Origin of the sequence: Streptomyces sp. GDS52 (assembly GCF_052246875.1) — a bacterium.
In the GTDB taxonomy this organism is placed as follows: domain Bacteria; phylum Actinomycetota; class Actinomycetes; order Streptomycetales; family Streptomycetaceae; genus Streptomyces; species Streptomyces cathayae.
On sequence record NZ_CM125966.1, the window covers coordinates 425,845 to 448,003 of the forward strand.

Sequence of the window (22,159 nt, forward strand, 5' to 3'; positions counted from 1 at the left end):
CGGTGGGGGTGGGTGCGGGCATGCTCATCCGGTGGGTGCACTCCCGTCGTCCCGGGCGGTGTGGTCGGTGCGGGGCGCGGGCACCCCGTCATGGGCACCACGCATTTCCCGGGACACCGCGGGCACATGGTGTGCCTCCGTGGTGTGGGACTCCATGGTGTGGGGTTCCATGGCACGGGGCTGCGTGGTGGGGAGCGGGTCCATGGGGTGGGCGTCCATGGGGTAGGCGTCCATGGGCCGTGTCGGCAGCATGGACGGCAGGGACACGGACGCCGTGGGGTCGCCCACCATGTGCTCGCCGGTGTTGTCGGGGCGCCCCATGTCGTCGCGCCCCATGTCGTCGGCGTCGGTGGGCTGTTGGGTTTCGGCGAGACTGACGCCCCGTTGGAAGGCCGCCACCAGGTGGGGATCGTGACCGGCGACGTGCTCGGTCTCCTGACGCGGTGCGGGACCGTCGCGGAGCTGGGGCACGAGGTGTTCCTGGGCGCGGCGGCGGGGCAGTCGGGGTTTGTCCGTGGTGCCGTGCACCGTGCCGTCGCGCGGGGTGAGGGGAGCGGACCCGGCCCCGTTCTCCGCGAGGGTCCGCCGGTCGTCGGGGTTGACGCCGGGAGCCGCCTCGGCCGGGTTGGCCCGTACCGCGCGGGCGCCGCGCAGCGGCAGGGGTGGCGCCACGCCGTCGGGGGGCGACGGGGCCGGAACGGCGGTCCGGTCGCGGCGGTGCGAGCGTGGTCCCGCGGTGTGCGGCACCGGGTGGCGGGGCGCCCCGGGTCCCTGCAGCGGTCCGGGCCCGGAGCCCGCCCGCGGATCGGGCAGCGGGCCGGCCCCGTACCCGGCGGGCCCGGACAGCGGGACGCCTCCGGGCGCGGGTACCGGGTGCCCGGTCCGGGGCGTCGGCCCGCCGCCGTACTCCGCGTCCGGCACCGCGTCGATCTCTCGCGGTTGTCCCATGCTCTGCCCCGCGACCCACGGCTCGGCGCCCAGCAGTGCCTGCGGCACGACGAGCACGGCCTGCACTCCGCCGTAGATGTTGCTCTGCAGCCGGACATGGATGCCGTGGCGCTTCGCAAGCTGCGAGACCACGAACAGGCCGATGCGTCCGTCGGCCAGCAGGCTGGCCACATTGACCTGGTCCGGGTCGGCGAGCAGGGCGTTCATCCGCTCCTGCTCGCCCATGGGCATGCCGAGCCCGCGGTCCTCGACCTCGACGGCGAGCCCGGAGGTGACGAGGCCGGCGCGGAGCAGCACCTGGGTGTGCGGGGCGGAGTACAGCGTGGCGTTCTCGACGAGTTCGGCCAGCAGGTGGATGACGTCGGCGACGGCGTGCCCGCGCAGGGTGCCGTCGATCGGCGGGACGAGTTTGACCCGCGAGTACTGCTCGACCTCGGCGATGGCCGAGCGCAGCACCTCGGTCATGGGGACGGGGTTGCTCCACTGCCGCCGGGAGACGGCCCCGCCGAGCACGGCGAGGTTCTCGGCGTGGCGGCGGATGCGGGTGGCGAGGTGGTCGACGTGGAAGAGGCCCTTGAGCAGGTCGGGGTCCTCGATCTCGTTCTCCATCTCGTCGAGGAGGGAGATCTCGCGGTGCACCAGGGACTGCAGGCGCCGGGCCAGGTTGACGAACACCTCGAGTTTCTGTTCGCTGCCCGCCTGGCTGGAGAGCTGGGACGCCTGCACGACGGCGGTGACGGCACCGTCGTGCGCCCGGGACAGGTCGGCGGCGAGCAGGTCGAAGTCGTCGGCGTCCTCCGGCGTCCTGTCGCGCTGCCCCCGGGGTGGCGGTCCCTCCCCCCGGCGCAGGGCGTCCACCAGGCCACCCAGGTCGGCCTCGCGCCGGGCCGTGCTCCGGCGCAGGCTCTCCACCCGCTCGTGCACGGAGCGGGCGGCTCGGTCGGCGGCCACGGCGGCGACGACGATGCCGGCCAGGGCCACCGACCCCGCGCCGCCGAGCACGCTCCACAGCGTGGCACCGGGTCGTACCCCGGTGGAGCGGACCGTGAACAGCACGGCCGCGCAGGCGCTGAGGGCGACCGCGACGGGCGGCAGCACGGCGAGCCTCAGCAGCTGGGGCCGTAACTGCGTCTCGGGGAGCTCGGGGGCGGGCCGGGAGGGCGGGCGTCCGTGCCGTCCGCCCTCCCTCCGGTCCGTGCGGGAGGCCGGAGCGCGGGAGCCGTGCATCGGTGTCCTCGAGCTGGTACTGGTCCGTGAACCGGTACTGCTCCGTGAACCGGTACTGGTCCGTCGGTTCCGGGTGCCGGTCGCGCCCGAGACGCCGGCCGGGCCCGGTCGGCGGGACTCCTCGCCCCGTCGGCTCCCTCGTCCGCCTTCTGCCTGCACGTACCGGTCCCCGCTCCCTGATCCGATCTGGTGGCCATGGCCCCGGGGCGCGACGCGCCCGACCGACACTCACCGTAGTCACCACCGCATCACGTGCGGTGGCCAGTTGACAAACTTGCCCGGACAGCGTCCCGCTCTGGTATGAGGCTTCGTACGACAGACCGATAAACCCGTCAGGCAGTCACCCGGAAACGGTCACAGTTCGATCCGACCTGGTCAGAAGCGGTCACCGGTACATGCCGAGGGCCGGGGAGCTCACGGCTCCCCGGCCCTCACCCTTCCGGCGTCCACCCACCCGCACCGTCGCGACGGCCGCGGCCCCTCCGTCACGGCGACCCCCCGGGGCCCTTCACACCCGAGGAAGGTCCACGGAATTCTCACTCTCCGTAGCAGTACAGGCCATGACTTCTGGGCTCCTGGGCTCCTGCCCCGTGTCAGTCCTCTCCCACCAGGTCCAGGTCCTCGTGGACGGCGGCGGAGGCGTCCGTGACAGGGTCGGGCAGCGGCCACTTGTGGTGCGGGACGTGTCCCACGTCCCGCCACCACGTCTTCGTCGGCAGCTCTCCCGCGGGCTCGAACGGCAGGCCCGGGACGGGGAAGGCGGCGGGCTGACCGACCGCGTCGGCGGCCGCCATCGTCCATTCGCCGGGCTCCGCCCAGGGATGCGGCGCCAGGTTGAAGGTGCCCCAGTGGATCGGCAGGAAGACACCGTCCGGGCGGCCTCTCTGCAGGTCCAGATGGGCCTGGACGCCCTCGGCCGGGTTCATGTGGATCTCGGGCCAGGAACCGGGTCCCGGGATCGGGTCCAGCCCGCCCTTGGGCCAGAAGTCCGAGTACGCGCCGATCTGGATCATCGTCGCGTCGAACGGGCCGTGGTCGGCGCCGATGTCCTGGAAGCCGTCGAAGTAGCCGGTGTCACCGCTGTGGTACACGCGGTGCTCCGCACCCGCCACGACCCAGGAGGCCCACAGGGTGTGCTGGGTGTTGCGCAGTCCCCGGCCGCAGAAATGGCGGGCCGGGGTGGCCGTGAGGGTGAGCCCGCCGACCCGCGTCGCCTCGTGCCAGTCCAGTTCGCGCAGCCGGTCGGCGGACACGCCCCAGTGCTCCAGATGGGCACCCACCCCGAGCGGCACGGCGAACAGCGTGTCCGTGCCGGCCAGTGCCTTGACGGTGGGCAGGTCCAGGTGGTCGTAGTGGTCGTGCGAGATCACCACGACGTCGACCGGGCCGAGCGCGGCCAGCGGCAGGGGCACCGGGTGCAGCCGCCGGGGCCCGACGAAGGGGAACGGGGAGCAGCGCTCGCCCCACACGGGGTCGAACAGGACCCGCTGACCGTCGATCTCCGTGAGCACGCTGGAGTGGCCCATCCAGGTGAGACGCAGCCCGGTGGCCGGCGGGCGGGCCAGGTCGGCGAGGGTGGTGGAGTGCACCGGCACGGTGCCGCGCGGCGCGCGGTGGTACCGGGTCTCCCTGTCGAAGTAGCTCTTCGCCAGGTCCCGGGCCGAGCCCTCGGACCGGGGCCGGGTGGGTCCCCCGGGGTTCTGGAACACCCCGTCCCGGTAGTGCGGGGATCTGCGGATGCGCGCCATGCGCTCCCCGCTCGGGTCCGCGCCGAAGGCCGCGGGCCGTAGCGCACGGAGCCCGGAGCTCTGGGAACGGAAACCGGCCACGATGCCTCCCAGCGGAGTCGGTCAGACATCCCATTATGGGCGGACGGGCCGAAAGCGCGGTGGCGGACGGGACAGAACCGGCCGCCCGGGGCGACGGGCCCGCCGGGCTCCGACTCCCGGGGCGGGGGGCGGGCGGCCGCCCCCGTGCCTGCCGCGCCCCCGTGCCCGCACCCTCCGCCTTCGTCCCCTCCCCCGCGCCCGCCGCGCCCCCGCCCGTCGCGTCCGTCCGGCGTTACGCCACCGAGGCGATCCGCACCTTGATGTCGTCCGGTGACAGCGTCCCCTTCGCCGTCACGTGGTCCCCCGACGACTCCCCGCGCAGTCGGCGCCCTATCCACGGCACCAGGTACTCGCGCGCCCAGTGGACGTCGTCCCGTCGGACGTCGAGGTTGCCGCGCGGCGGCAGCGGGGGCCAGGGCTGCTCCGGGTCCGCCGGGACGTCCAGGCCGAGGCTCTGGCCCGCGCGGAGCGCCACACGCGTGTGTCCCTCGGGCGACAGGTGGAGCCGGTCGGTGTCCCAGGCCCTGCGGTCCTGGACGCTCCTCAGGGACCACAGGTCGAGCACCGGGCAGCCGTACCGGTCGGCGACGGCCCGCACATGCCCGTTGTAGGTGGCGATCTTGCCGCGCAGATGCTTGAGCAGGGGCACGCCCCGGGTGTCGAACCCCGTGGTCACCAGGACCGTGCCGGAGACCGCCGTGAGCGCGGCCACAGCCCGTTCGAAACGCTCGGCCACCTCGTCGGGGTCGGTGCCGGGGCGGAGGATGTCGTTGCCGCCCGCACAGAAGGAGACCAGTGCGGGGGCCAGTTCGACGGCCCGCGGAACCTGGTCGGCCATGATCTGGTCGAGCAGTTTTCCGCGCACCGCGAGATTCGTGTACCGGAAGTCGCCTTCGGGGCGACGGTCGGCGAGAAGTACGGCGAACCGGTCGGCCCAGCCGACGAACGCCCCGCCCGGGCCGGGGTCGCCGACGCCCTCGGTGAAGCTGTCCCCCACCGCCACGTACGACCCGATCACTGATGTGCTGTCACTCTTCGAATCGTCTGCCACGAGGGGACATGATTCCCTTTCGAATGTGACCTACGCGACCGTAGGAAGGGGTTGACGCGCGGTGAGATAAGCCACTCCCGAAGCATTGCCCCGTTCCGGAATAGCCTTGGCGGAAAGAACGTTGAGGGGCCGAAACGCGCCGAAGGCCGGACCCCGGGGATCGGGGTCCGGCCTTCGGCGCGTGTCCGGCGGGTCGCCGCGGGGGTCAGACGATGGAGACGCCCTTCGCCCCGAGGTAGGCGACCGGGTCCACGTCCGAGCCGTAGTTCGGCGTGGTGCGGATCTCGAAGTGCAGGTGCGGGCCGGTCGAGTTGCCGGTGGACCCCGAGAGGCCGACCTGCTGGCCGCCGCTCACGGTCTGGCCGGCCGAGACGGACAGCGAGGACAGGTGGGCGTACTGGGCGTAGTGGCCGTCCTCGAGCTGGACGACGACCTGGTTGCCGTATGCACCGGCCCAGCCCGCGGAGACGACGGTGCCCGGGCCGACGGCCTTCAGGGAGGTGCCGGTCGGGATGGCGAAGTCGACACCCGTGTGGTAGCCGCTGGACCACATGCTGCCGGCCACCTTGTAGGCGGTGCCGAGGCCGCCACCGGGCACCGGCGAGCTGTAACCGGAGGTGTTCGCGGCCTGCTTCACGGTCGTGGCGTCGGAGGAGGCCTTCGGCGCGGACTTCTTCGGCGCGGAGGACGGAGCGGACGACGAGGGCAGCCCCAGGGAACCGGCGGGGCCGGAGGAGGGCGACTTCTTCGGCGTGCTCGTCGCGGCCTCGCCGTCGACCGAGAGCTTCAGACCGGGGTGGATGAGCGACGGGTCGTCACCCACGGCCTCCCGGTTGTCGGCGTAGAGCTGCTTCCAGCCGCCGTCGACGTTCTCGGACTCGGCGATCTTCGCCAGGTGGTCGCCGCTCTTCACGATGTACGTGCGGACGTCGCCGCTCCGGCCGCTGTCGGCCTTCTTGCCGTCAGCCTTCTCGCCGGCGACGGAGAACGACTGGACGGCCTTTTCCGGGGCCGCCTGCGCCGGGGCGGCGTTCGCGCCGGTGGCGCCGAGAAGCGGCAGGGCGAGCACGGCGCCACCGGCACCGGCGACGGCGATGGAACGAGTGAGACGCACAGCGCGGGAACGGCGGTGCTTACCCTTTGCGGGCATGACGAATTCCTCTCCGGCGCCTACGAGGTGAGCTGTCGGGTTCGGACTGGAGATGCCCGGCCGCGTCGGGACGCGGCTTAACCCCGAGCCTGTTCCGGAGACCGGAACAGGCAGTGATACCTGTGGGTCCCCCGCTCCTGCCGTACACGGGTCAGTGTGTGTGGGCTCCGGGCGGCGGCAGGATTAGGCGTCCGTCCGGATCGATGGCGAACGTAGGCGACCACGGCGCAAAGGGACAAGCGCGATGTTCGGAGCGAAGGCCCTTTTCCGTGATCCATTCACCTGAATTCCGTCACCCAGAGTCGCCCCGGATTTCCCGCACCCTCCGAATTCCCTTGCGGAACAACAGAATTACGCGAAGCACGGCGGCAACACATCGTCACCGATATGACGATGCTCACCACGCCCTCCCCACCCCCTCCCTTTCGGGGCGTTTCATGGCGAAATGCCTTAAACGGACAGAACGCCTTCAAGTGCCCGATCGGGGACGTCCCGCTCCGGCCTGACGGCGGGACCGGAACGCCCCTGCCGACCGATCCGCGGACAACTCATTGCCCCCGGCAGGCATGTCGTATCGTCGAGTGACATCCGTCGGCGCCTCCCCGTCGGCGGCGAGAGGGAGGGGCCCCCGTGACGCAGCACATCCCGTCGACCGAACCCGAGCTGACCGGAGTGCGGAACTTCCGCGATGTGGGCGGACTGCCGACCGTGGACGGCCGCCGGGTACGGCACGGCGTGCTGTTCCGCAGCGGTCACCTCGCCCACGCCACCGCGTCGGACGCCACCTTCCTGTCCTCCCTGGGACTGCACACCGTCTTCGACTTCCGCAACGCGGCCGACCAGAAGCTGGACGGCCACGACATCGAACTGCCCGGCGTGCGCCAGGTGAACCTGCCGCTGAGCGACCCGGCCGACGGCGCCCAGTTCTGGAGGATGGTCCGCGACGGCGACCTGGACCAGCTGCGCTCGATCCTCGCCGACGGCAAGGGGGCGGGCCGGATGATCGCCTCGTACCGCGTGCTCGTCAGGGAACGCACCGCCGAGCACTCCCAGGTGCTGCGCTCGCTCGCCGAGGACGGCGTCCCCGCGCTGATGCACTGCGCGGCGGGCAAGGACCGCGCGGGCCTGTCGGTGGCGGTGACGCTGCTCGCCCTGGGCGTGGAGCGGGACGCGATCTTCGACGACTACCTCAAGTCCAGCGCCACACACCGCCGCTACCGGGTGCGTCGCAGCGGCAGCTCCGCCTCGGCCTACTCCCCCGAGGTCATGGAGCTGCTCGACCCCCTGTTCGACGCCCGCGCCGAATACCTGTCGGCTGCCCTGGAAACCATCGAGGAGACCTGGGGCGGCGTGGACCCCTACCTCGAGACGGCGCTCGGACTCACCCCCGAAAACCGGGAGCGGCTGCGCGAGCGCCTGCTCGACTGAGGAACCACTGAGGAACCACCCGACCGGGCAGCGCCTCACGGAGGGGCACTGCCCGGACAGGTTCCGGGGACTACTGCTTCGCGCCCAGTGCGAACAGCAGATAGATGAAGGCCGCGAAGAGGTGCCCCACCACGACGTAGACGAACAGCCTCACCCACAGGGCGCGAGGGAACTTCTCCTCCAGGTCTTTCATGACACATCTCCATAGGTGGGGCCCAGGCACAGGGCGGCCGTGGGGCTCTGCAACAGGGTATGGACGAAGAGCAGCTCGACTCCGTCGGGGTCCTGAGCGGCGATACGGTGCGGGGTCAGCGAGTCGAAGTGCGCGCTGTCGCCCGGGGCCAGCCGGTGCAGCGCGTCCCCCAGGCGCAGCAGCAGCCGTCCCTTGAGGACGTACAGCCATTCCTCGCCCGGGTGGACCCGCACGATGCCGCTCTGGGAGCCGTGGGGAACCTCGACCCGCAGGGCCTGCATCCCGCGTCCGGGGGAGCCTGCCTGCCGGTACGTCCAGCCGCCCGCGACGGTCGGCTCCGTGTCGGCGGCGCGCAGCACCATGTCCTGGTCGGCGGTCGTCTCGCCGAGCAGTTCCGAGACGGTCGTACCGTAGACCCGGGCCAGGGAGAGCAGCATGGGCAACGAGGGCTGGCGCTGCCCGGTCTCCAGCCGGGAGAGATGGGCGGGCGACAGCCCCGCGTCGCGTGCCGCGGCCTCCAGGGTCAGGCCTGCCCGGCGGCGCAGCGCGCGCAGGTGCGGCGCGACCGCGGGAAGCGCGGCGGCCGGTTCGGCCGACGGCTCGCTCTCGGGGGTGCTCATGACCCCATTCAGCAGCATTTTTGCCCGTGGGGCAAATTTCTTGCCTCACGGGCAAAAAGGGGCGGGTGTTCACGACCCGGCAGGCAGCACGGCCGGACGGGGCCAGTGTCTCACCGGCCGGCGACCGCCTGCTTCATCAGGGTCCTGCCGAACTCCCACACCAGACCGCCGTCGTGGGCCTCGTCCATCACCGCCGTGAAGGCGCCCACGAACCGGTCCACGTCCCGCTCGTCGATGATCAGCGGCGGAATCAGTTTGATCACCTCCAGGTGATCGCCGGAGACCTGGGTGAGGATCCTGTGCCGCCGCAGCAGCGGCACGACCACCATCTGTGCGAAGAGCCCCTTGCGCGCGGCCTGCAGCGCGGTCCAGCGGCCGCGCAGCCTGAGTGACCGCGGCCGGCCGAACTCGATGCCGATCATCAGGCCCCGGCCGCGGACCTCGGCCAGCAGCTCGTACTTCCCGGTCAGTGCCGCGAGCCGGGACCGCAGCAGCTCCCCGGTGGCCCGGGCGTGCGCGACGAGGTGCTCGTTCTCCATGACCGACAGGACCGCGAGGCCCGCGGCCATCGCCTGGGCGTTGGCCCCGAAGCTGGCCGAGTGGACCAGCACCCGGTCCATCGACGAGTAGACCTTGCGGAAGATCCAGTCCTTGCCGAGCGTGGCTCCCACCGGCACATAGCCGCCGGAGAGCGCCTTGGCCACGCACACCAGGTCCGGCTCGACTCCCTCCTCGTGCTGGTAGGCGTAGAAGTCGCCGGTCCGCCCGAGGCCGGTCTGCACCTCGTCGGCGATCAGCAGCGCCTTGCGCCGGTGCAGCAGTTCCTGCGCGGCGCGCAGATAGCCGGGCGGGGCCGGGTGCACGCCCTTGCCCTGGATCGGCTCCACGATGAGGGCGGCGACATCGCCCTTGGCCAGCTCCCGCTCCAGCGCGTCCAGATCGCCGAGCGGTACCGCCGTGTCGGGCAGCAGGGGGGCGAAGCCGTCGCGGAAGCCGGACTCGCCGTTGACGGACAGGGAGCCGGTGGTCAGTCCGTGGAAGGCGTGCTCGCAGTACAGGACGCGCGGTCTGCCGGTCACGTAGCGGGCGAACTTCAGCGCGCCCTCGACCGCCTCCGTTCCGCTGTTGCCGAAGAACACCCGGTCCAGGTGAGGGCTGTGCGCGAGCAGCCGCTCGGCCAGCAGACCGGGCAGCGGCTGGCAGTCGAAGCGGGTGAGGTCGGCGAGCGAGGCGTCGAGGACGTCGTGCAGCGCCTTGCGGACCACGGGGTGGTGGCGCCCCAGGCCCATCACCCCGAATCCGGCGAGCATGTCCAGGTGGTCGTTGCCGTCCGCGTCCCAGAAGTGGGCGCCCTCGGCCCGTTCGTAGACCTTGTCGAAGCCGATGGTGTGCAGCATGCGCGGGAGCTGGTGGTTGAGGTACCGGGCGTGCAGCTCGTAGCGCTCGGCTCCCCGTTCGGCCAGCAGCGCGCCGAGGTCGAACTCCCCGGCCCGCGACGGCTTCGACTCGGACTCCGCGATGGTCATTGCGGTGACTCCTGTCGGTCCTGTGGTTGCTTCGGCGGCTCGCCCCCGGCGGGAGGGCTCGCGCTGGTCCGGCCGGTGCTCCGGACGGGCGTCAGGCCGATGCCGACCGGCACCTCGCCGCGTCCGGCGTGCGCGAGGAACTGCTCCGGGATGCCGAACCGCCGGACCGGTGCGTCGACATCGGCATCGCCCGGCACCAGGGCCACGGCGAGTTCCACCACGCCCGGGTGGGGCCCGAGACGCCCTCCGGTCCCGGCGACCGCGTGCACCAGGAACTCCCTGTTCTCTTCGGACAGTTCACCGGGTTCCGTCTCGGCCGGCGCCTTCAGGTCACGTGGGTGCCGGGTGCTCTCCACCATCGTCACGCTCGGGCCCCCTTCGGTTCCGTGCTGTTCAGCTCACGGTGACGGCCGGCTCCCCCGACACGATGCCGTCCTTCTCCATCTGCTCGGCGATCTTCAGGGCCTCCTCGATCAGCGTCTCCACGATCTTCGACTCCGGCACCGTCTTGATCACCTCGCCCTTGACGAAGATCTGCCCCTTGCCGTTGCCCGAGGCCACCCCCAGATCCGCCTCCCGCGCCTCCCCCGGACCGTTGACCACACAGCCCATCACCGCCACCCGCAGCGGCACATCCATGCCCTCCAGCCCGGCGGTCACCTCGTCCGCCAGCTTGTACACATCCACCTGCGCCCGCCCGCACGACGGACACGAGACGATCTCCAGACCCCGCTGCCGCAGATTCAGCGACTCCAGGATCTGCAGCCCCACCTTGACCTCCTCGGCCGGCGGCGCCGACAGCGACACCCGGATGGTGTCCCCGATCCCCTCCGACAACAGCGCCCCGAAGGCCACCGCCGACTTGATCGTGCCCTGGAACGCCGGACCCGCCTCGGTCACCCCCAGATGCAGCGGATAGTCGCACCGCGCCGCCAGCTGCCGGTAGGCCTCCACCATCACCACCGGGTCGTTGTGCTTCACCGAGATCTTGATGTCCCGGAAACCGTGCTCCTCGAACAGCGACGCCTCCCACAGCGCCGACTCCACCAGCGCCTCCGGGGTGGCCTTCCCGTACTTCCGCAGCAGCCGCCGGTCCAGCGACCCGGCGTTGACCCCGATCCGGATCGGCGTGCCGCGCTCGCCCGCCGCCCGCGCGATCTCCTTGACCTTGTCGTCGAACTGCTTGATGTTGCCCGGGTTGACCCGCACCGCCGCGCAGCCCGCCTCGATCGCGGCGAACACGTACTTCGGCTGGAAGTGGATGTCCGCGATCACCGGGATCTGCGACTTGCCCGCGATGACCGCCAGCGCGTCCGCGTCGTCCTGGGTGGGACAGGCCACCCGCACGATCTGACAGCCCGACGCCGTCAGCTCGGCGATCTGCTGCAGCGTCGCACCGATGTCGGAGGTACGGGTGGTGGTCATCGACTGCACCGACACCGGCGCGTCCCCGCCCACCGCCACCGACCCGACCTGGATCCTCCGGCTCCTGCGGCGCGGGGCGAGCGTCGGCGCGGGCGCCTCGGGCATCCCGAGCGATACGGCGGTCACGGCCTCACTCCCTGTTTCCCGGGTTGCCCGAGGGTCCCGAGATCGTGTCGCGCAGGGCGCGCAGGGACTCCTTGAGCGACCCCGTGGTGGCGAGGACGGCGGTGGGCTCGTATCCGCAGTGCGCCATGCAGTTGGCGCAGCGCGGGTCCTTGCCGCGGCCGTACTTGTCCCAGTCGGTCTCCTCGATCAGCTCCCGGTACGTCGGCACATAGCCGTCGCTCATCAGATAGCAGGGGCGCTGCCAGCCGAAGATCGAGTAGTTCGGGATCGCCCACGCGGTGCACGGGAAGTCGACCCTGCCCTCGAGGAAGTCCAGGAACAGCGGGGAGTGGTTCAGCCGCCAGCGGCGGCGGTTGCCGCCCGCGAAGGCCTTCCTGAACAGCTCGCGGGTCTGCTCCACGCCGAGGAAGTGCTCCTGGTCGGGGGCCTTCTCGTAGGCGTAGGCGGGCGAGATCATCATCTCGTCGACCTTGAGGTCGTCGTTGAGGTAGTCGAGCACTTCGATGACGGTCTGCGGGGTGTCGGTGTTGAAGAAGGTCGAGTTGGTGGTGACCCGGAAGCCGCGCCGCTTGGCCTCCTTGATGGCGGCCACGGCCTCGTCGAACACGCCCTCCTGGGCGACGGACTCGTCGTGCCGCTCGCGCAGCCCGTCGATGTGCACGGCGAACGCGAAGTAGGGCGAGGGCGTGAACCTGTCCATCTTCTTGCGCAGCAGCATGGCGTTGGTGCACAGGAAGACGTACTTCCTCCTGGCCACCAGCTGGCGTGCGATCTCGTCGATCTGGGGGTGCATCAGCGGCTCACCGCCGGCGATCGACACCATCGGCGCACCGGACTCCAGCACCGCGCCCACGGCCTGGGCGACCGGCATGCGCTGCTTGAGCACCCCGGCCGGGTGCTGGATCTTCCCGCAGCCCTCACACGCGAGATTGCAGGCGAAGAGCGGTTCCAGCTCGACGATGAGCGGAAACTTCTCGCGCCTGCGGAGCTTCTGTTCGGCCAAGTACGTAGCGACCTTGATGGACTGCCGCAGTGGCATGGCCATCTGGCTCACCTCCTGGGGAGCAGCAAGGAACGGTGCCATTCGAGATACGCGGGGAGAACGGAACGAAGAACGCGGAAAGCCGATATTCCACCGCGCACCGTGCCGATCCGGACCAGTTCATGTTCAGGAGCGTCCACGACCACCCGGACGGCCGCAACAGGGCGCGCGCCCACTCGGACGGCGCTCAGGAGCGTGGCCGTGGACTCCATGTCGACGGCGATCGCGCCGGTGGCGAGCAGCTCGGACCGTTCGTGCCCGCGGACGACGTGCTCGGAACCGGTGAGCGGACCGGTGTGGACGGTGCGCCCCGGGGCGACCCGGGCCAGTTCCTTCACCAGCAGCTCGGTGCCGTCGCAGGGGACGCTGCCGCGCGGGTCCCGGGTCTCCTCGGCGACCACCAGGTCGCCGGGATGCATCCCGGGGGCCAGCCCCGCGCAGAAGCCGGTGGCCAGCACGGCCGCGTCGCGCAGCACCCGTTCGGCGAGCATCCGGGTGACCGAGCGCTCGGCCGCCTCCGGCCCCATGCCCGTCCGCAGGACGGCGACCGGCCCTGCGGCCCCTGCCCGCACCCGCCGGTGCAGGGCGAGCCGCTCGATGCCGAGCGCGCAGGCGATCAGCAGCGGGGCCGGGGCCGGCCGGGCGCTCATCAGCTGCCCTTCGCCTCGGCGAGCCGCTGCTCCGGTCCGGCGCCCGGGGCACCGGCGCCCGGCACGCCGACGTCGGACGCGCCGACGCCCGGAGCGACCGGTGCGCCCGCGCCCGCCGCGCCCGCGCCCGCCTGTGCCGCGGCGGGCTTCTCGGCGAACGGTTCCCCGTTCACGTACCGGCCGAGCGCGGTGAGCGGGAAGACCTGCCGGTAGAGGTGGTAGTTGATGGAGAAGTCCCAGGGGAAACCGGTGCCGGTGAAGTGGGGCTCGTCCCAGGAGCCGTCCTCCCGCTGGGTGGCGGCCAGCCACCCGATGCCGCGCTCGACGGCCCCGGACTCCTTCTCGCCGGCCGCCAGCAGGGCCATCAGCGCCCACCCCGTCTGCGACGCGGTCGAGGCGCCCCGGCCGCTCCACTCACGGGCGTGCCGGTAGGAACGCAGGTCCTCGCCCCAGCCGCCGTCGTCGTTCTGGACCGACTCCAGCCAGGCGACGGCCCGCCGGATCGCCGGGTGCGAGCCGGGGAGCCCGGCGGCGACCAGCGCGGGCACCACGGACCCGGTGCCGTAGAGGTAGTTGACGCCCCAGCGGCCGAACCACGAGCCGTTCGGCTCCTGTTCGGCGAGCAGCCACCGGATGCCGCGCCGGGTGCGCGGGTCGTGGGCGAGTCCCTCGACGGCGAGCATCTCCACCACGTGGGCGGTGACATCGGCCGACGGCGGGTCGATGACCTCGCCGAAGTCGCAGAACGGCAGCCGGTTGGGGAACGGGCTGGTGTTGTCGACGTCGAACGCGCCCCAGGCGCCGTCGCGGGACTGCATGCCGAGGTTCCAGCGCACCCCGCGGCCGATGGCGTTGTCGACCCGCTCCGGGTCGTGGTGCTTGACCCGGCGGAGCGCGAGGACCACTTCGGCGGTGTCGTCGATGTCGGGGTAGTTGTCGTTGTGGAACTCGAACGCCCAGCCGCCGGGCGGCAGTCCGGGCCTGCGGACGGACCAGTCACCGGGTCTGACGACCTGTTCGCCGAGCATCCAGTCGGCGGCCCTGACCAGTTGCGGATGGTCGGCGGGCAGACCGGCGTCGGCCAGGGCGATGGTGGCCAGACAGGTGTCCCACACCGGGGACTGGCAGGCCTCGATCATCCGGGCGCCGTCCTCGCGCCACACGGCGAACCGGTCCAGGGACTGGAGTCCCGCGCGCATCACCGGGTGGTTCAGGTCGTAGCCGAGCAGGTGCAGGGCGATGACCGAGTACACGGCGGGCGGCTGGATGCCGCCCCAGCAGCCGTCGTTCTCCTGCCGCTCGATGATCCAGCGGGCCGCGGTGTGCATCGCCGCCCTGCGCAGCACGCGCGGGACGACCCTGCGCACCGCGTGCAGGCCCTTGTCCAGCCGCTGGAAGGCGCCGTCCCAGCTGGTCGCCGGAGCGAGCGGTACGGGAGGGTTGGGGCGGGCCGGGTCGGTGTGCAGTTCGTCCAGCGGGAACGGGGCGGGCCGTACCGGCCGCTTGGCGGAGACGATCGTCAGCGGGACGATGGTCTGCCGTGCCCAGCAGCCGAAGTCGTAGATGTTGAGCGGCACCCAGGACGGGAACCAGATCAGCTCGGGCGGGAGTTCCGGCAGGTCCTCCCACTTCCACCAGCCGAACAGGGCCAGCCAGATCCGGGTGAAGACCCGGGAGGCGGCGACCCCGCCGTGCTCGCGGACCCAGGCGGAGGCCCGCGCCATGTGCGGGGCGTCCGGCGGGTCACCGGCCAGCCGGAGGGCGACGTACGCCTCGATGGTGGCGGAGAGGTCGGCGGGGCCCTCGTGGAAGGTCGCCCAGGTGCCGTCCTCGCGCTGCTCGCCCCGGATGAACAGGGCGGCGGCGCGGGTGGTGTCCTCGTCGAGGATGCCGAGGAACTGACGCAGCAGCAGGTCCTCGGCGTCCATCGTGACGTTGGTCGCGAGGTCTCCCTTCCACCAGCCCTGGTCGTCCTGGCGGGACAGCAGGAACTCGGTGGCGCGCCGCATGGCGCCGGCGGCGATGTCGGGTGCCCCGGCCGCCACGGGGATGTCGGTGTCGTTTTCGCTGGCCGCGGTCGTTCGGGACGGCAGGGCTGCCCCGGTGCTTCCGTCGGTCGTCGCTGTCATGGCTTCCCCTTCGTGCAGTCCTGCAAGGTGTGCGTCTGCTGTGGGTCCGCCGTCGGCCGGTGCGGTACTCCTCGCCGCACCGGCCGGCGACTACGCGAGGGTTATTCGACCGATGGTGATCATCTCTTTCGTACGACGACGAAGTCCGCGAGCGCCGTGAACTGGTCCCGTACCCGGTCGGGCATGTCGACGGTGTCGAGGGCCTCGATGGCGGTGGTGTGCTGGCGACGTGCTTCCTCGGCGGTCCACTCCCGTCCTCCGGCCTGCTCGATGAGGGCCGCACGGGCCGCGAACTCCTCCTCGGAGAAGTTCGCGAAGTCACTGCTCTCGGCGTCGGCGGCGAGGATGTGGGCGAGCTGTTCGGAGGCGGGGCCGCCCGCGGCGAGCGCCGCCACGACCGGGAGGGACTTCTTGCGCTGCCGCAGGTCGCTCCAGGTCTGCTTGCCGGTGGCAGCCGGGTCGCCCCAGATGCCGAGCAGGTCGTCGACGGCCTGGAACGCCAGGCCGAGGTGGTAGCCGTAGGTCTCCAGGGTGTCGGCGGTGTGCCGGTCGGCACCGCCGAGGACGGCTCCGACGGAACTGGCGCAGGCCAGCAGGGCGCCGGTCTTGTTGCCCTCCATCTCCAGGCACTCCTCGACCCCGACCCGCTCGCGGTGCTCGTAGGAGATGTCCTGCGCCTGGCCGTCGATGAGGGAGCGGCTGGCGGTGGTCAGCCGGCGGGCGGCCCGGGCGGCCTCGGCGGTGCCGAGTTCCAGCAGCACCTCGTAGGCGAGGGCGAACAGGGCGTCGCCGACCAGGATGGCCTGGGCGGGGCCGTGCACCTTCCAGACGGTGTCGCGGTGCCTGCGCTGTTCGTCGCCGTCCATCAGGTCGTCGTGCAGCAGGGAGAAGTTGTGCACGAGTTCGACGGCGACCGCGCCGGGGACGCCGACCTCGGGGGCGGCACCGGTGACCTCGGCGGACAGCACGGCGAGCGCGGGGCGTACGGCCTTGCCGCCGTCGCCGTCGGCGGGCCGGCCCTCGGTGTCGATCCAGCCGAAGTGGTAGGCGGCGACGGTGTCCATGGGAGGCGCCAGGCGGTCGATGGCCGCCCGCAGTACCGGCATGGCCAGTGTCCGGCCGCGCTCCAGGAGCGCGGGCGCGTCCGCCGCGGTCCTTCCAGCGGCCTTCGAGGCCGGGGGCACAGTGGGCACAGTCTCTCCTCTTGTTGCGGTACCGGGGGTGCGCGGGTCTGCCGCGGCGGGTTCCTCGGCCCTCACCGGAGCCCACCTCGCACGGCGGCGCCCGGAACGCCGCGGTCGGCCGCCTCCTCCGCGAAGAGGTGGCGGGGGCGGGGCCGGCCCAGGGCGCTCAGTGCGGCGTCCGCCGCGTCGACGCCGCTGCGGACCGCGCCCTCCATGGTCGCGGGCCACCCGGTGGCGGTCCACGCTCCGGCCAGATACAGGCCGGGGGCCTTGGTGCGGGCGCCGGGCCTGAGCCGTCCGACGCCGGGTGCGGGAGCGAACGTGGCGGTGCGCTCCCGGGTGACGAAGAAGTCCCGTACGCCGGCGCCGCGGGTGCGTGGCAGCAGCCGTTCCAGTTCGGGCAGATAGCGGGCGCGCAGCGCGGCCACGGGCTCGTCGATCTCGTTCTGCGCGACCGACTGCGACACGGCCAGGTACTGCCCCTGCCGCAGACCGGACGCCTCGGTGCGGTCGAAGACCCACTGCACGGGGCTGCCGAGGGCCGCGAAGAAGGGCCGGGTGAGCACCTTGCGGTCGTAGACGACGTGGACGTCGAGGATCGGCGCGGTGCCGATGCTCAGCAGCCGCTCCGGCTCGTCGAGCGCTCCCGCGGGCAGCAGGTCGTGTGCCTCGCGCTGCGGTACGGCGAGGACGACCGCGTCCGCCTCGAGCGTCTCGCCGGGAACCTGGACGCTCCACCCCGCCTCGCCGTGCGGGGAGACGGAGGTGACGCGGGTGCGGACCTCGGTGCGCACGCCCGCGGAGTCGAGCGCCTTGCGGGCCAGCCGGTCGTGCAGGTCGCCCAGCGGGACCCGGGCCCAGCCGATGTCGGCGGCGCCCGGGTCGGACAGCAGTCCGGTCTTGAACACCATCGCGGCGAGCGCGAGGGAGGAGTCGCCCGCGACCGCGTTGAGGGTGGCGACCCCGACCAGGTCCCACAGCGCCTCGACGGCGCGTGCCGACTGGCCGTGCGCGGCCAGCCAGCTGCCGAAGTCCTGGTCGTCGAGGGCCGGGTCGGCGAGGTCGAGCCTCTTGAGCGCGAGTGCGGCCCGGACCACCCCGGCGCGCTCGGCGAGCGAGAGGTGCGGGTAGGTGGCGAGGCTGCGCCCCAGGTGCAGGGGGACGGGCAGCGCGTCGCGGCGCAGCCGGCCGAGGCGTCGGCCCTCGGGCCGGTCGGCGTCGAGAACGGGGATGTCGAGACGATTCTGCAGCGGTGCCAGGGCCGCTCCGTCGATCCGGTCGAGGAACCAGCGGTAGGCGGTGCAGCAGCGCAGGTACACGTGCTGGCCGTTGTCGACGGTCAGGTCGCCGCGCTGGAAGGAGAAGGCGAGCCCGCCGAGCCGCGGGCGGCCCTCGAGCAGGGTGACGCGCACTCCGGCGTCGGCGAGCGCGAGCGCGGCGGTGACTCCGGCGAGCCCGCCGCCGATCACGACGGCGTGCCGTCCCGCCGGGGCCCGATCGCCGGCGGGTGTGCCTTCGGGTCTGTTGACACGGGTCATGGTGCGCCCTTTCCTGCCCGGCCGCCGTACGGTCCGAAGGGTGCTCGGACGGCCGTCTCAGTACGGGACGCGGCGTGGCGGCGGAGGGTTGCCCGCCTCTTCCCGGCGGGGTCGCCGACGGGGAGCGGTGTGTCCATCAGGCGCGCCTCCTGACGGTCCGCCGGGTCGCGCTGCGGGTGTCCAGGCCGGAGAGGCCGCGCACCGCGACGTAGGCCTTCTCCCGCCCGGGCAGGGAGACCCGGCCGCGCAGCACGGCCTCGGGCTCGCGCTCGATGCGGTCGAGGAGGCGGCGGTAGATGCCGGCCATGGCGGCGACACAGGCGCCGCTGCGCCGGTCGAGCATGGGCAGCAGCCGGTAGCCCTCGGCGAACAGGGCGCGGGCCCTGCGTACTTCGAAGTGCACGAGGCCCGCGAAGTCGGAGCCCTGCGGCGGGGTCGGCCCGCTGAACCCGGCCGCGCAGCCGAACTTGGCGAGGTCGTCGGCGGGCAGGTACGTACGGCCGCCCTCGGCGTCCTCCCTGACGTCCCGGAGGATGTTGGTGAGCTGGAGCGCGAGCCCCAGCGTGTCGGCGTACTCGGCGGCGCGCTCGACGTCCCGCGCGCCGGGTTCCGTACCGAAGACGCCGAGGGAGACGCGGCCGATGGCACCCGCGACGCAGCGGCAGTAGACCTTCAGGTCGTCCCAGGTCTCGTAGGTCTCGCCGCGCACGTCCATCTGGACGCCGTCGAGGAGCTCGTCCAGGCCGCCGAGCGGAATCGGGAACCGCTGTGCGGCGTGCGTGAGGGCGACGGCGACCGGGTCGGTGTCGTCCTCGTCGACCGCGCCGTCGCGGACCCGGGCGAGCAGCCTCCGGGTGTCCTCGAGCCTGGCGACCTTGACGTCGTCCGCCAGCGGGCCGTCGCCGATGTCGTCGACGCGCCGGGAGAGCGCGTACAGCGCGGACATCGCGCGCCGCTTGGGCGTCGGCAGCAGCCGGATACCGTAGGCGAAGTTGCGCGCCTGCTGTCCGGTGACGGCCTCGCAGTACCGGTATGCGGCGAGTACCGGTGCTGACACGTGTGCTTCCGATTCCACGGTCCGGATCACCCCTCTCCTCGCAGCGTCACGCCCACCTCGCGCAGCAGCCGGACCTTTCCGGGCTTGGGCGGGCCGGTGAGTACGTCGTATTCGGCGGCGGCGATGGCGCCGAGGGCCGCCCTTCCCCCTGCCACGAATCCCGCGAGCAGCAGTTTCAGTCTCCCCTGGACGCCGGCCACGAGGGGCTCGCCCTCCGCCAGGAGGTCCCGGGCGCGTTGCGCCTGGAACGCGATCAGCGCGCGCACCGACGCGCCGGCGTGCGGCGCGGCGAGGTCCGCCTCCTGGACGTGGAAGCGCTTCATGTCCGCGGCGGGCAGGTAGACGCGGTCCCGGCCGAGGTCCTCGGCGACGTCCTGGAGGTGCTCGACGATCTGCAGGGCGGTGCAGACCGCGTCGGAACGGCGGATCCGCTCGGGGCTCGCGGTGCCGGTCACGGCGAGGACCAGGCGGCCGACCGGGTTGGCCGACAGCGCGCAGTAGGCGAGCAGGTCGTCGTAGGTCTCGTAGCGGCTGACGATCTGGTCCTGGCGGTTGGCGGCGATCAGGCCCAGGAAGGGTTCGGGGGTCAGGGCGTGGCGGCGGACCGTCGGCCGGAGCCCGCGCAGCAGCGGATGGCGCGGGACGTCGTCGAACACCCGGTGCAGATCCGCCTCGACCGCGTCCAGCAGCGCCGTCCGGTCGTCGGCCCGTTCGGGGGCGACGCCGAGCAGCCGGGCGTCGGCTCCGCCGGGGGCCAGGTCGCCGTCGCCGATGTCGTCGACCAGCCGGGCGTAGCCGTAGATCGCCATCAGGTCGTCACGCCAGGCTCCGGGCAGGAAGAACGGCGCCACCGGGAAGTTCTCGGCGGCGGCCTTGTCGAGGGTGGCGCGCTCGGGGTCGACGCCGCGCGGCGTGCCGGTTCGCGTCATCGGGGGCTGCCCTGGGCGGGGACGGCACATGCTGCGTTCAGCAGGGGAGCCTCCGTAACCATTGCCGTCACATCTCCCGTTCTACACTGCTGACCCAATTCACACTATTTCGGACACACCGCCCACGCTTTCGGCGGAACGGACCGCCGGGTGGTGTCGCGCGCTATGGCCCTGATTGCCGTCTTTGGGCACCGCTACAGCTTACGTTGTACAACGCGGTACCGACCGCCGGGGTGTCCCGTGCATCACGACAACGCACCGGTCGACGTCAAGGTTCCTGCTCGGGGTGGGAGTTGACGTCGCCTTGGCAGACACCGGGGCCCGGCGGGCCCCGCGCCCCAGGCTACTTCCCGGCGAACTTCTCGTACTCCTTGAGCACCTCGTCGGTGGGCCCGTCCATCCGCAGCTCTCCGCGCTCCAGCCACAGGACGCGGTCGCAGGTGTCCCGGATCGACTTGTTGTTGTGGCTGACCAGGAAGACGGTGCCGGCCTCCTTGCGCAGCTCCCGGATGCGCGCCTCGGAGCGCTTCTGGAACTTGCGGTCGCCCGTGGCCAGCGCCTCGTCGATCATCAGCACGTCGTGGTCCTTGGCGGCGGCGATGGAGAAGCGCAGCCGGGCGGCCATGCCGGAGGAGTAGGTACGCATCGGCAGGGTGATGAAGTCGCCCTTCTCGTTGATGCCGGAGAAGTCGACGATCTCCTGGTAGCGCTCCCGGACCTGCTCGCGGGTCATGCCCATGGCCAGCCCGCCGAGTACGACGTTCCGCTCACCGGTGAGGTCGTTCATCAGGGCGGCGTTGACGCCGAGCAGGGAGGGCTGGCCGTCGGTGTAGACCTTGCCCTGCTCCGCGGGCAGCAGACCGGCGATGGCCCGCAGCAGGGTCGACTTGCCCGAGCCGTTGGAGCCGATCAGGCCGATGGCCTCGCCCCGGTAGGCGACGAAGGAGACCCCGCGCACGGCGTGCACCCTGCGCACACCTCGTGCCGCGTCGTCCTTGCCCCGCCGGAGCATGCGGCTCAGCGCCGCCGTGGCGCTGCCCTTGCCGCCCTTGGCTCCGTTGACGCGGTAGACGATGTGCAGGTCGTCCGCGATCACGGTGGGCACGCGCGGGTCCGTGTTCACCTCAGCCACGACCGTAGGTCTCCTCGGCCTTCCAGAAGTAGACGAAACCGATCACCCCGGCCAGCAGCGCCCAGCCCACCGCGAACGCCCACACATGCGGCGGCAGATACGAGGACCCGTACCCGTCGATCAACGCGAACCGCACCAGATCCATGTAGACCGCGGCCGGATTCCACTGCAGCACGTCGGCCAGCCAGCCCGGCACGTTCTTGCCCTCCAGCATCGCCCGGATGCTGAACATCACCCCCGAGGCGTACATCCAGGTGCGCAGCACGAACGGCATCAGCTGGGCCAGATCCGGCGTCCGGCTGCCCAGCCGGGCGAAGATCAGCGCCAGCCCGGTGTTGAAGACGAACTGCAGCCCCAGCGCGGGCACCACCAGCAGCCAGGACAGCGCCGGCGGACTGCCGAACGCCACCACCACCGCCACCAGCACCACCATCGAGAACAACAGCTGCTGCAGCTGCTGCAACGCGAAGGAGACCGGCAGCGCGGCCCGCGGGAAGTGCAGCGCCCGCACCAGCCCCAGGTTCCCGGAGATCGCCCGCACCCCGGCCAGCACCGAACTCTGGGTGAAGGTGAACACGAACACCCCGGTCACCAGGAACGGCACATAGATCTCGTGCGGGATGCCCCGGCGGGCGCCCAGCAGCAGCCCGAAGATGAAGAAGTACACCGCCGCGTTCAGCAGCGGGGTCGCCACCTGCCACAGCTGGCCCAGCTTGGCCTGGCTGTACTGCGCGGTCAGCTTCGCCCGGGAGAAGGCCAGGATGAAGTGCCGCCGCGCCCACAGCTGACGGAGGTACTCGGCCGGCGACGGGCGGGCACCGCTGACCGTCAGCCCGTACCGGGCGGCGAGTTCGGCCGCCGTGAGGCCCTCGTCGGGCGGCACGGACGCGCTGGCCGCGACCGTGCCGTCGTGCGTTGTCTCACTCACTGCTGGAAGCTTTCCCTCTTCGAGATGCGCGGCCCCCGCGGGCCTGG

Annotated in this window: 20 protein-coding genes and 1 riboswitch; of the genes, 1 reads left to right on the plus strand and 19 read right to left on the minus strand. The window is 72.1% G+C overall.

Annotation, left to right across the window (positions count from 1 at the left end):
- Positions 1-24: 24 nt before the first annotated feature.
- The 4 genes from ACTWJ9_RS02135 to ACTWJ9_RS02150 all read right to left on the minus strand — a co-directional run bounded on the left by ACTWJ9_RS02135 (position 25) and on the right by ACTWJ9_RS02150 (position 6,205).
- Positions 25-2,175 (minus strand): sensor histidine kinase, encoded by a 2,151-nt coding sequence (locus ACTWJ9_RS02135; protein WP_387035927.1) that lies wholly within the window; start codon positions 2,173-2,175, stop codon positions 25-27.
- 593 nt (positions 2,176-2,768) lie between these two features.
- Positions 2,769-4,004, minus strand: a complete 1,236-nt coding sequence (locus tag ACTWJ9_RS02140; RefSeq protein ID WP_279332331.1) for an MBL fold metallo-hydrolase — start codon at positions 4,002-4,004, stop codon at positions 2,769-2,771.
- Between the two features lie 232 nt (positions 4,005-4,236).
- Positions 4,237-5,022 carry an SGNH/GDSL hydrolase family protein gene (locus tag ACTWJ9_RS02145; protein ID WP_443295939.1) on the minus strand — a complete coding sequence of 262 codons (786 nt, stop codon included), beginning with the start codon at positions 5,020-5,022 and terminating at the stop codon, positions 4,237-4,239.
- Between the two features lie 238 nt (positions 5,023-5,260).
- Positions 5,261-6,205 (minus strand): M23 family metallopeptidase, encoded by a 945-nt coding sequence (locus ACTWJ9_RS02150; protein ID WP_279332332.1) that lies wholly within the window; start codon positions 6,203-6,205, stop codon positions 5,261-5,263.
- 2 nt (positions 6,206-6,207) lie between these two features.
- Positions 6,208-6,372: riboswitch (cyclic di-AMP (ydaO/yuaA leader) on the minus strand.
- A 463-nt stretch (positions 6,373-6,835) separates the two neighbouring features.
- Here ACTWJ9_RS02150 and ACTWJ9_RS02155 point away from each other — a divergent pair.
- Positions 6,836-7,633 (plus strand): tyrosine-protein phosphatase, encoded by a 798-nt coding sequence (locus tag ACTWJ9_RS02155; RefSeq protein ID WP_279332333.1) that lies wholly within the window; start codon positions 6,836-6,838, stop codon positions 7,631-7,633.
- Between the two features lie 70 nt (positions 7,634-7,703).
- Here ACTWJ9_RS02155 and ACTWJ9_RS02160 read toward each other — a convergent pair whose 3' ends face one another.
- The 15 genes from ACTWJ9_RS02160 to ACTWJ9_RS02230 form a co-directional block, all read right to left on the minus strand.
- Complete coding sequence (locus tag ACTWJ9_RS02160; protein WP_202280217.1) at positions 7,704-7,826, minus strand: DUF6126 family protein; 123 nt, start codon at positions 7,824-7,826, stop codon at positions 7,704-7,706.
- Positions 7,823-8,446, minus strand: coding sequence for a helix-turn-helix domain-containing protein (locus ACTWJ9_RS02165; protein WP_279332334.1), 624 nt, complete (start codon positions 8,444-8,446; stop codon positions 7,823-7,825). The genes ACTWJ9_RS02160 and ACTWJ9_RS02165 overlap by 4 nt, the downstream gene beginning before the upstream one ends.
- Before the next feature lie 110 nt (positions 8,447-8,556).
- Positions 8,557-9,972 (minus strand): aspartate aminotransferase family protein, encoded by a 1,416-nt coding sequence (locus ACTWJ9_RS02170; protein WP_279332335.1) that lies wholly within the window; start codon positions 9,970-9,972, stop codon positions 8,557-8,559.
- Entirely contained in the window at positions 9,969-10,331 is a 363-nt protein-coding gene (locus ACTWJ9_RS02175; protein WP_423836149.1) for a 1-deoxy-D-xylulose-5-phosphate synthase N-terminal domain-containing protein, read from the minus strand. The genes ACTWJ9_RS02170 and ACTWJ9_RS02175 overlap by 4 nt, the downstream gene beginning before the upstream one ends.
- A gap of 34 nt (positions 10,332-10,365) precedes the next feature.
- Positions 10,366-11,523 (minus strand): flavodoxin-dependent (E)-4-hydroxy-3-methylbut-2-enyl-diphosphate synthase, encoded by a 1,158-nt coding sequence (gene ispG, locus ACTWJ9_RS02180; protein WP_279332336.1) that lies wholly within the window; start codon positions 11,521-11,523, stop codon positions 10,366-10,368.
- 4 nt (positions 11,524-11,527) lie between these two features.
- The gene (gene hpnH / locus ACTWJ9_RS02185) at positions 11,528-12,568 is read right to left on the minus strand and encodes an adenosyl-hopene transferase HpnH (protein WP_279332337.1); all 1,041 of its coding nucleotides are present in this window, start codon (positions 12,566-12,568) and stop codon (positions 11,528-11,530) included.
- A gap of 5 nt (positions 12,569-12,573) precedes the next feature.
- Positions 12,574-13,215, minus strand: a complete 642-nt coding sequence (locus ACTWJ9_RS02190) for a phosphorylase family protein (RefSeq protein ID WP_387042626.1) — start codon at positions 13,213-13,215, stop codon at positions 12,574-12,576.
- Positions 13,215-15,344, minus strand: coding sequence for a squalene--hopene cyclase (shc, locus tag ACTWJ9_RS02195; protein WP_279332339.1), 2,130 nt, complete (start codon positions 15,342-15,344; stop codon positions 13,215-13,217). Before shc ends, ACTWJ9_RS02190 begins: the two co-directional genes overlap by 1 nt.
- Before the next feature lie 119 nt (positions 15,345-15,463).
- The gene (locus ACTWJ9_RS02200) at positions 15,464-16,528 is read right to left on the minus strand and encodes a polyprenyl synthetase family protein (RefSeq protein ID WP_387039995.1); all 1,065 of its coding nucleotides are present in this window, start codon (positions 16,526-16,528) and stop codon (positions 15,464-15,466) included.
- A gap of 71 nt (positions 16,529-16,599) precedes the next feature.
- Positions 16,600-18,066, minus strand: coding sequence for a hydroxysqualene dehydroxylase HpnE (gene hpnE / locus ACTWJ9_RS02205; RefSeq protein WP_279332341.1), 1,467 nt, complete (start codon positions 18,064-18,066; stop codon positions 16,600-16,602).
- Positions 18,063-18,203 carry a DUF6380 family protein gene (locus ACTWJ9_RS02210; protein WP_341483659.1) on the minus strand — a complete coding sequence of 47 codons (141 nt, stop codon included), beginning with the start codon at positions 18,201-18,203 and terminating at the stop codon, positions 18,063-18,065. The genes hpnE and ACTWJ9_RS02210 overlap by 4 nt, the downstream gene beginning before the upstream one ends.
- Positions 18,203-19,153, minus strand: a complete 951-nt coding sequence (hpnD, locus tag ACTWJ9_RS02215; protein WP_279332342.1) for a presqualene diphosphate synthase HpnD — start codon at positions 19,151-19,153, stop codon at positions 18,203-18,205. Before hpnD ends, ACTWJ9_RS02210 begins: the two co-directional genes overlap by 1 nt.
- Positions 19,150-20,052 carry a squalene synthase HpnC gene (gene hpnC / locus ACTWJ9_RS02220; RefSeq protein ID WP_388705479.1) on the minus strand — a complete coding sequence of 301 codons (903 nt, stop codon included), beginning with the start codon at positions 20,050-20,052 and terminating at the stop codon, positions 19,150-19,152. Before hpnC ends, hpnD begins: the two co-directional genes overlap by 4 nt.
- Before the next feature lie 343 nt (positions 20,053-20,395).
- Complete coding sequence (locus ACTWJ9_RS02225; protein WP_279332344.1) at positions 20,396-21,184, minus strand: ABC transporter ATP-binding protein; 789 nt, start codon at positions 21,182-21,184, stop codon at positions 20,396-20,398.
- A complete protein-coding gene (locus ACTWJ9_RS02230; RefSeq protein ID WP_387039994.1) occupies positions 21,177-22,112 on the minus strand; it encodes an ABC transporter permease in 936 nt (311 codons plus the stop codon). The genes ACTWJ9_RS02225 and ACTWJ9_RS02230 overlap by 8 nt, the downstream gene beginning before the upstream one ends.
- Between the last annotated feature and the right edge of the window lie 47 nt (positions 22,113-22,159).

Bases quoted from the DNA above. Each gene is read 5' to 3' on its own strand.
- ACTWJ9_RS02135 (WP_387035927.1), bottom strand. From the start codon at position 2,175: ATGCACGGCTCCCGCGCTCCGGCCTCCCGCACGGACCGGAGGGAGGGC.
- ACTWJ9_RS02150 (WP_279332332.1), bottom strand. From the start codon at position 6,205: ATGCCCGCAAAGGGTAAGCACCGCCGTTCCCGCGCTGTGCGTCTCACT.
- ACTWJ9_RS02160 (WP_202280217.1), bottom strand. From the start codon at position 7,826: ATGAAAGACCTGGAGGAGAAGTTCCCTCGCGCCCTGTGGGTGAGGCTG.
- ACTWJ9_RS02165 (WP_279332334.1), bottom strand. From the start codon at position 8,446: ATGAGCACCCCCGAGAGCGAGCCGTCGGCCGAACCGGCCGCCGCGCTT.
- ACTWJ9_RS02170 (WP_279332335.1), bottom strand. From the start codon at position 9,972: ATGACCATCGCGGAGTCCGAGTCGAAGCCGTCGCGGGCCGGGGAGTTC.
- ACTWJ9_RS02175 (WP_423836149.1), bottom strand. From the start codon at position 10,331: ATGGTGGAGAGCACCCGGCACCCACGTGACCTGAAGGCGCCGGCCGAG.
- hpnH (WP_279332337.1), bottom strand. From the start codon at position 12,568: ATGGCCATGCCACTGCGGCAGTCCATCAAGGTCGCTACGTACTTGGCC.
- ACTWJ9_RS02190 (WP_387042626.1), bottom strand. From the start codon at position 13,215: ATGAGCGCCCGGCCGGCCCCGGCCCCGCTGCTGATCGCCTGCGCGCTC.
- shc (WP_279332339.1), bottom strand. From the start codon at position 15,344: ATGACAGCGACGACCGACGGAAGCACCGGGGCAGCCCTGCCGTCCCGA.
- hpnE (WP_279332341.1), bottom strand. From the start codon at position 18,066: ATGACCCGTGTCAACAGACCCGAAGGCACACCCGCCGGCGATCGGGCC.
- ACTWJ9_RS02210 (WP_341483659.1), bottom strand. From the start codon at position 18,203: ATGGACACACCGCTCCCCGTCGGCGACCCCGCCGGGAAGAGGCGGGCA.
- hpnC (WP_388705479.1), bottom strand. From the start codon at position 20,052: ATGACGCGAACCGGCACGCCGCGCGGCGTCGACCCCGAGCGCGCCACC.